Here is a 6,801-nt window from a genome sequence, read left to right on the forward strand (position 1 = left end):
GTTGCTCCAGGCGACCGGCTCGGAGGGGCCGTACGACTTCTGGAACCCTCGGAAGGAAGCCAAGCCATGGCCATGGACGCCATCTCCGTCATCCGCACCAAGCGGGACCGCGGCGAGCTCAGCGACGAGCAGATCGACTGGGTCATCGACGCGTACACCCGCGGGGAGGTCGCCGACGAGCAGATGTCCGCGCTCGCCATGGCGATCCTGCTCAACGGCATGAACCGCCGCGAGATCGCCCGCTGGACGGCGGCGATGATCGCGAGCGGCGAGCGCATGGACTTCTCGTCCCTGTCCCGCCCCACGGCCGACAAGCACTCCACGGGCGGTGTCGGCGACAAGATCACCCTCCCGCTGGCCCCCCTGGTGGCGGCCTGCGGTGCGGCCGTCCCCCAGCTGTCGGGCCGGGGCCTCGGCCACACGGGCGGCACGCTGGACAAGCTGGAGTCGATCCCCGGCTGGCGGGCGCTGCTGTCGAACGAGGAGATGCTGAACGTCCTCGACACGACCGGCGCGGTGATCTGCGCGGCCGGCGACGGCCTGGCCCCCGCGGACAAGAAGCTGTACGCGCTGCGGGACGTCACCGGCACGGTCGAGGCGATCCCGCTGATCGCCTCGTCGATCATGTCGAAGAAGATCGCGGAGGGCACCGGCTCGCTGGTCCTGGACGTGAAGGTCGGCACGGGCGCCTTCATGAAGACGATCGAGGACGCCCGCGAACTGGCCTCCACGATGGTGGGCCTCGGCACCGACCATGGTGTGAAGACGGTCGCGCTGCTGACCGACATGTCCACCCCGCTCGGCCTCACGGCGGGCAACGCGCTGGAGGTCCGCGAGTCCGTCGAGGTCCTGGCGGGCGGCGGTCCTGCCGACGTGGTGGAACTGACCATCGCCCTGGCCAGGGAGATGCTGGACGCGGCCGGTGTGCGTGACGCCGATCCGGCGAAGGCCCTGGCCGACGGCTCGGCCATGGACGTCTGGCGCCGCATGATCGCGGCCCAGGGCGGCGACCCGGACGCGGAGCTGCCGGTCGCGCGCGAACAGCACGTGATCAAGGCCCCGTCCTCCGGTGTGCTGACCCGCCTCGACGCCTACGACATCGGCGTCGCCGCCTGGCGCCTCGGCGCCGGACGCGCCCGCAAGGAGGACCCGGTGCAGGCCGGCGCCGGCATCGAACTCCACGCCAAGCCCGGCGACACCGTCACCGAGGGTCAGCCCCTGCTGACCCTCCACACCGACACCCCCGAGCGCTTCGAGTACGCGCTCCAGTCGGTGGAGGGTTCCTACGACATCGCGGCGGCGGGCACGGACTTCACGGCTTCGCCGGTGGTGCTGGAACGTATTGCGTGACGCGGCCGCCGACTGAAGCGGTCGGCCATTGAATCGGTCGGTGGCTGAATCGGCCGAACGTGCGACGGGCCGGGGCCTTCGGGTCCCGGCCCTCGCCGTACCCGCCCTGCTCCCCAGGTCAGCCGAGAAGCGCTGCGACGAGCACCAACACCGGCACCGAGATCACCGTCGACAGCAGAATCGAGTCCCGGGCCAACCGCTCGCCCACCCGGTAACTGGACGCGTACGTGTACAGGTTCTGCGCGGCGGGCAGTGCCGACGTCACCACCACGTCCAACAGGGGAGCGCCGCGCAGGCCGAAGACGCCCGCCGCCAGGGCCCAGGCCGCCGCGGGCTGGCCGAACGACTTGAGGGCGACCGAGAGGAACACGGGCTCGCGGTCGGGCCCCCGGCCCGGCATCGTGCTGCCGCACAGGGAGATGCCGAAGGCCAGCAGCACCGCCGGGACCGACATACCGCCGATCAGGGTCAGCGGGTCAAGGACAGGCGCCGGGACCTTCAACCCTGCCGCCGACACCGCCACGCCCGCCAGGGAGCCGACCGCGATCGGGTTGCGCAGCGGGGTCAGCAGGCGGTGCCACAGGGGGCCCTTCTCGCCCTCGCCGGACAGGTCGAGGATCGTCAGGGCGATCGGGGTGACCCCGATCAGCTGGAACAGCAGCACCGGGGCCACGAGCGAGGCGTCGCCCAGGACGTACACCGCGATCGGGATGCCGAGGTTGCCGGAGTTGACGTAACTGGAGCACAGCGCGCCGATCGTGGTCCGGCCGATGCCCCAGCGCCGTACGACACCGACCGCGACGAAGACTCCGGCCGCCGCGGCCGTGCTCAGGGCCGTCACCAGGAGGCGGCTGGAGAAGATCACCGAGAGATCGGTCTGCGCGAGGGTGGTGAACAGCAGGGCCGGGGAGGCCACATGGAAGGCCAGCTTGGTGAGAACTTCACGGCCGTGCACTCCGAGGTAGCCGCGCAGGCCGATCACATAGCCCACCCCGATGACGACCGCGATCACCGCGAAGCCCGTCAGCACCCCCTGCACGGCGCCTCCATGACGGGGAGGAGGCCGTGGGGTATTCGGGGAGGTGCTGATACATGGGGCATGCACGCAACCCTCCGGGGAAGGAGGGGAGCGGGTCAACGTGATCTCGGTCGGCGGACACCTCGCGCAACCCCGATGAGCAGGGGAGACCGGCGTCCGGCGCCCGGCCCGATGAGTTCCGCCCGTCGGCCCGGTCTACCGATCGTGGATGCCATGACACCCGCTGTACTCGTGTTGGCCGGCCCCGTCACCCGGGACGAGGTGGCAGGGCTGTGCGATGCCGTGCGGGCCCGGCTGGAGGCCACCGGGGCGAGAGTCGTGGTGTGCGATGTCGGAGGGCTCGGGCCACCGGGACTGGGTGTGGTGGACCTGCTGGCCCGGCTGCAGCTGACCGCCCGGCGGGCCGGCGGCCGGATACGGCTGCGCGACCCGGACCCCGCGCTACACGCCCTCCTCGACCTGGTCGGCCTCCGCTTCGAGGTGGAGGGGGAGGTCGAACAGCGGGAACCAGCGCTTGGTGTCGAGGAAGCAGTGGAACCCGGTGATCCGGCCGTCTGAGATCTCCAGCACCTGCACCGCCCACGGACTGAAGCCGCCCGCCTCCGGGTCCGGCTTGTACTGGGCGAAGCCCGGCAGCCCGTTGACCTGGACCGGCACCAGACGCGAACCCGCGCAAGGGGCGCCGAGGGTCGTCATGAAGCCCGTGATGTCCTGGACGCCGGTCAGCCACAGGTCGAACGGCGGCATCGTCATGATGGCGTCCTCGTGCAGCAGGGCCGTCAGCGCCGTCATGTCATAGCCCTCGAAGGCCGCGACATACCGCTCCAGCAGCTTCTGCTGCTCCTCGTCCAGCGGATCCGAGGCGACGGCGTCGGTGCCCGGCTGCTGCTGCTCGGCGAGCGTCGCGCGCGCCCGCTGCAGCGCGCTGTTGACCGAAGCGACCGTGGTGCCGAGCAGCTCGGCGACCTCGCTCGCCTTCCAGGCCAGCACCTCGCGCAGGATCAGCACCGCCCGCTGCTTGGGCGGCAGCTGCTGCAGCGCCGCCATGAAGGCGAGCCGCACCGACTCCTTGGCGACCGCCGCCTCCGCCGGGTCGTCCGTCGTGGGCAGCACCCGGCTGTCCGGCATCGGCTCCAGCCAGGTGTTGTCCGGCCGGGGCGAGAGCGCCGCCTGCGCGAGCGGCGTCGACTCCGTGAGGTCCATCGGCCGCGCTCTCTTGTTGCCCGCGGTCAGCATGTCCAGGCACACGTTCGTCGCGATCCGGTAGAGCCACGACCGGAGACTGGAACGCCCCTCGAACTTGTCGTAACTCCGCCAGGCGCGCACCATCGTGTCCTGCACCGCGTCCTCCGCCTCGAAGGACGAACCCAGCATGCGGTAGCAGTACCCGGTCAGTTCGACGCGGTGTTTCTCCAGCCTGACGTCGAGGTCCGTCGTCGTCGCCGTGCCGTCGCTCATCGTCCACCCACCCCTGTGGCCGTATCCGGTCGGACGCCTCGTCGCGCCCAACACCTCGGAAGCTACCGCAGCCCACTGACAATGGCCCCCGGAGCGGACAAAGCCGCAGGTCGAAGCGCCCGGCACGGGACGCACAACACCGCTGGGGCGCACCCCTTTCCAAGGGTGCGCCCCAGCGGTGTTGTGCGGGCGAGGCGGGTCAGGCCACCGGAACGCCGTTCACCGGCAGACCCTGGGTGGGCAGACCCTGCACCGGCAGACCGCCGAGCAGCCCCTCGGCACCGGCGGCCGGGCCGCCGGCCAGCAGGGCGGGGCCACCGGCCAGCGCCTGCTCCGCAGCCGGCTGCGCGGCGGCCAGTCCGGCGCCGACGGCCTCCTGACCCTGGGCGAGGCCCGCACCACCCTGGGCAAGGCCCGCACCGGCGGCGGGGCCCGCCTGGGAGAGCTGCTCGGCCGGAAGCGCACTGGTGACGGTGCCCAGCGCCGCGCCCGCGGCGTCCGGGGAGACCGGCGCGGCGTTCGCGGCACCCGCGCCCGCGGCGGCGAAGGCGGCACCGAGGGCGGCGACACCGAGGGTCTTGGCAGCAGACTGCTTCATGAAAGTAAGTCCTCGAAATTCGTTACGGGGTTGTGAGCGGTTCTCGACCGTAAACACGCCCCACCTGCCACCGCAAACATCGAAATGCGGACGGATTGTGAATGGCGTCCGCATTCCGTGTGCACGGAGGATCCCCGGTCAGCCCTCCTCGGCCTCAGAATCGCTGGTAGAGGTGGTCTGCCGGAACAGCCATTCGGACTTGAGTTCGGCAAATCCGGGCTTGATCACGTCATTGATCATCGCCAGTCGTTCATCGAAAGGAATGAACGATGATTTCATCGCATTGACGGAGAACCACTGCATGTCGTCGAGCGTGTAACCGAATGCGTCGACAAGATGCTCGAATTCCCGGCTCATGCTGGTGTGGGACATGAGGCGGTTGTCGGTGTTCACCGTGGCCCGGAAGTGCAGTCGGCGCAGCAGACCGATGGGGTGGTCCGCGTAGGACTCGGCGGCGCCCGTCTGGAGGTTGGAGCTCGGGCACAGCTCCAACGGGATGCGCTTGTCCCGTACGTACGAGGCGAGCCGGCCGAGCTTCACCGAGCCGTCGGCGTGCACCTGGATGTCGTCGATGATGCGCACCCCGTGCCCCAGCCGGTCGGCGCCGCACCACTGCAGGGCCTGCCAGATCGACGGCAGGCCGAACGCCTCTCCCGCGTGGATGGTGAAGTGGTTGTTCTCCCGCTTGAGGTACTCGAAGGCGTCCAGATGCCGGGTCGGCGGGTGGCCGGCCTCGGCGCCCGCGATGTCGAAGCCGACGACGCCCAAGTCGCGGTAGCGGTTGGCCAGTTCGGCGATCTCCAGGGCGCGGGCGGCGTGCCGCATCGCGGTGAGCAGCGCGCCCACGCGGATGCGGTGGCCGTTCTCCCGCGCGATCCGCTCGCCCTCCCGGAAGCCCTCGTTCACGGCCTCGACGACCTCTTCGAGGCTGAGCCCGCCTTCGAGGTGCTGCTCGGGCGCGTACCGCACCTCGGCGTAGACGACGCCGTCCTCGGCGAGGTCCTCGGCGCACTCACGCGCGACCCGGACCAGGGCGTCACGGGTCTGCATCACGCCGACCGTGTGCGAGAACGTCTCCAGGTACCGCTCCAGGGAGCCGGAGCCGGCCGCCTCGTGGAACCAGACGCCGAGCTTGTCCGGGTCGGTCTCGGGGAGTTGGGAGTAGCCCACCGCGTGGGCGAGCTCGACGATCGTGCCGGGGCGGAGCCCGCCGTCGAGATGGTCGTGCAGCAGAACCTTCGGCGCCCGGCGGATCTGGTCCGAGCTCGGGATGTTCGCCTTCTGGGCAGTCTGGCTCGTCATTTCCGCACTCTAACGCCTACGCGCGTAGAGAGCTCGCTTCCTCGCGCGTCCCGTTTTGCGCTTTACACATCCGTCGATACGTAACGGTGACCCGACGGACGGGTGGCGTACACCGTTGCTTCTGACACTGTTCTGTCATGGCACAGCAAGCGACGCCGGTGCGCAGGGTCCGGCTGGGCAAGGCGATCGGGCCGGAGCCGACGGCGGTGAGCGGAGTGGTCCTCCTGCTGCCCGGAGGTGACGAGGTGTCACATCGCAAGCCGACGGCGCTGTTGGCGCCCTCCTACCTGAGGACCCTGGGGCGCCGGCTGACCCGCGCCGGGCGCGGGGAGGGGCTCGCCACCCATGTCGTCCACTACCGGTTCCGTGGGTGGAACGGCAGCGACGCGAACCAGGTGAGCGACGCGTTGTGGGCCGCGGACGAGGTGGTACGGCGCTATGGGGACGTTCCGGTGTGTCTCGTCGGCGTCGACATGGGCGGGCGGGCGGCGCTGCGAGCGGGCGGTCACGAGGCGGTCAACTCCGTGCTGGCGATAGCGCCTTGGCTGCCGGAGGAGGACGTGGCGGCGTCGCCCGAACCGGTGAAGCAGCTCGGGGGGCGGCGGGTGATGATCGTGCACGGCACGAATGACGAGCGGACCGATCCTGAGTTGTCGTTTCGGTTGGCGGCGCGGGCGAAGAAGGCGAATCGGGATGTGTGCCGGTTCGAAGTGCACTCCGATCGGCATGGGTTGCAGCAGCATCGGGATGAAGTGCTGGCGTTGGCCGAGGACTTCGTGATGGGGGTGTTGTTCGGGAGGGTGTTCTCGCGGCCGGTTCAGGATGCGTTTGCGGCTCCGCCTCCGTTGGGACTCCGGATGCCCTTGGCTGCGGGGTTCGGTAAGTCGGTGCGGCGGTAGCGTCGTTGGGGTGCCGGGTTCGTTGGCGGGTGCGGGTGGTTCGGGGCTGGTCGCGCCCACGCGGCGGAGCCGCAAATTGATACAGCCCCGCCCCCTGAGGGCGTGCACCTAGGTGGGCAGCAAGTTGCCCCGTCGCGACAGCAAGAAGCGCTTGA

At 70.3% G+C, this 6,801-nt stretch carries 7 protein-coding genes; 3 read left to right on the plus strand and 4 right to left on the minus strand.

Going from position 1 to position 6,801, the window contains the following annotated elements:
* Positions 1-72: 72 nt before the first annotated feature.
* Positions 73-1,350 (plus strand): thymidine phosphorylase, encoded by a 1,278-nt coding sequence (locus tag L0P92_RS22640; protein WP_234764658.1) that lies wholly within the window; start codon positions 73-75, stop codon positions 1,348-1,350.
* 118 nt (positions 1,351-1,468) lie between these two features.
* Here L0P92_RS22640 and L0P92_RS22645 read toward each other — a convergent pair whose 3' ends face one another.
* Positions 1,469-2,389 (minus strand): AEC family transporter, encoded by a 921-nt coding sequence (locus tag L0P92_RS22645; protein WP_234764648.1) that lies wholly within the window; start codon positions 2,387-2,389, stop codon positions 1,469-1,471.
* A gap of 171 nt (positions 2,390-2,560) precedes the next feature.
* Here L0P92_RS22645 and L0P92_RS22650 point away from each other — a divergent pair, with 171 nt between their 5' ends.
* Entirely contained in the window at positions 2,561-2,947 is a 387-nt protein-coding gene (locus tag L0P92_RS22650; RefSeq protein ID WP_234764649.1) for an STAS domain-containing protein, read from the plus strand.
* Here the strand turns inward: L0P92_RS22650 and L0P92_RS22655 are convergent.
* The 3 genes from L0P92_RS22655 to L0P92_RS22665 all read right to left on the minus strand — a co-directional run bounded on the left by L0P92_RS22655 (position 2,831) and on the right by L0P92_RS22665 (position 5,747).
* Positions 2,831-3,847 (minus strand): sigma-70 family RNA polymerase sigma factor, encoded by a 1,017-nt coding sequence (locus tag L0P92_RS22655; RefSeq protein WP_234764650.1) that lies wholly within the window; start codon positions 3,845-3,847, stop codon positions 2,831-2,833. The two genes, L0P92_RS22650 and L0P92_RS22655, sit on opposite strands and share 117 nt — an antisense overlap.
* Positions 3,848-4,046: 199 nt before the next feature.
* A complete protein-coding gene (locus tag L0P92_RS22660; protein ID WP_234764651.1) occupies positions 4,047-4,445 on the minus strand; it encodes an ATP-binding protein in 399 nt (132 codons plus the stop codon).
* 138 nt (positions 4,446-4,583) lie between these two features.
* Positions 4,584-5,747: an adenosine deaminase gene (locus L0P92_RS22665; protein WP_234764652.1), complete on the minus strand. Its 1,164-nt coding sequence runs from the start codon at positions 5,745-5,747 to the stop codon at positions 4,584-4,586.
* Between the two features lie 137 nt (positions 5,748-5,884).
* On the opposite strand from L0P92_RS22665, the gene L0P92_RS22670 reads away from it, so the two are divergent.
* Positions 5,885-6,646, plus strand: a complete 762-nt coding sequence (locus L0P92_RS22670) for an alpha/beta hydrolase (RefSeq protein WP_234764653.1) — start codon at positions 5,885-5,887, stop codon at positions 6,644-6,646.
* The last annotated feature ends 155 nt before the right edge of the window (positions 6,647-6,801 follow it).

Source organism: Streptomyces muensis (assembly GCF_021474425.1).
GTDB lineage: Bacteria > Actinomycetota > Actinomycetes > Streptomycetales > Streptomycetaceae > Streptomyces > Streptomyces muensis.

Excerpts from the sequence above, each read along its gene's own strand:
- L0P92_RS22640 (WP_234764658.1), top strand. The coding sequence starts at position 73 with ATGGACGCCATCTCCGTCATCCGCACCAAGCGGGACCGCGGCGAGCTC.
- L0P92_RS22655 (WP_234764650.1), bottom strand. The coding sequence starts at position 3,847 with ATGAGCGACGGCACGGCGACGACGACGGACCTCGACGTCAGGCTGGAG.
- L0P92_RS22650 (WP_234764649.1), top strand. The coding sequence starts at position 2,561 with ATGAGTTCCGCCCGTCGGCCCGGTCTACCGATCGTGGATGCCATGACA.
- L0P92_RS22665 (WP_234764652.1), bottom strand. The coding sequence starts at position 5,747 with ATGACGAGCCAGACTGCCCAGAAGGCGAACATCCCGAGCTCGGACCAG.
- L0P92_RS22660 (WP_234764651.1), bottom strand. The coding sequence starts at position 4,445 with ATGAAGCAGTCTGCTGCCAAGACCCTCGGTGTCGCCGCCCTCGGTGCC.
- L0P92_RS22670 (WP_234764653.1), top strand. The coding sequence starts at position 5,885 with ATGGCACAGCAAGCGACGCCGGTGCGCAGGGTCCGGCTGGGCAAGGCG.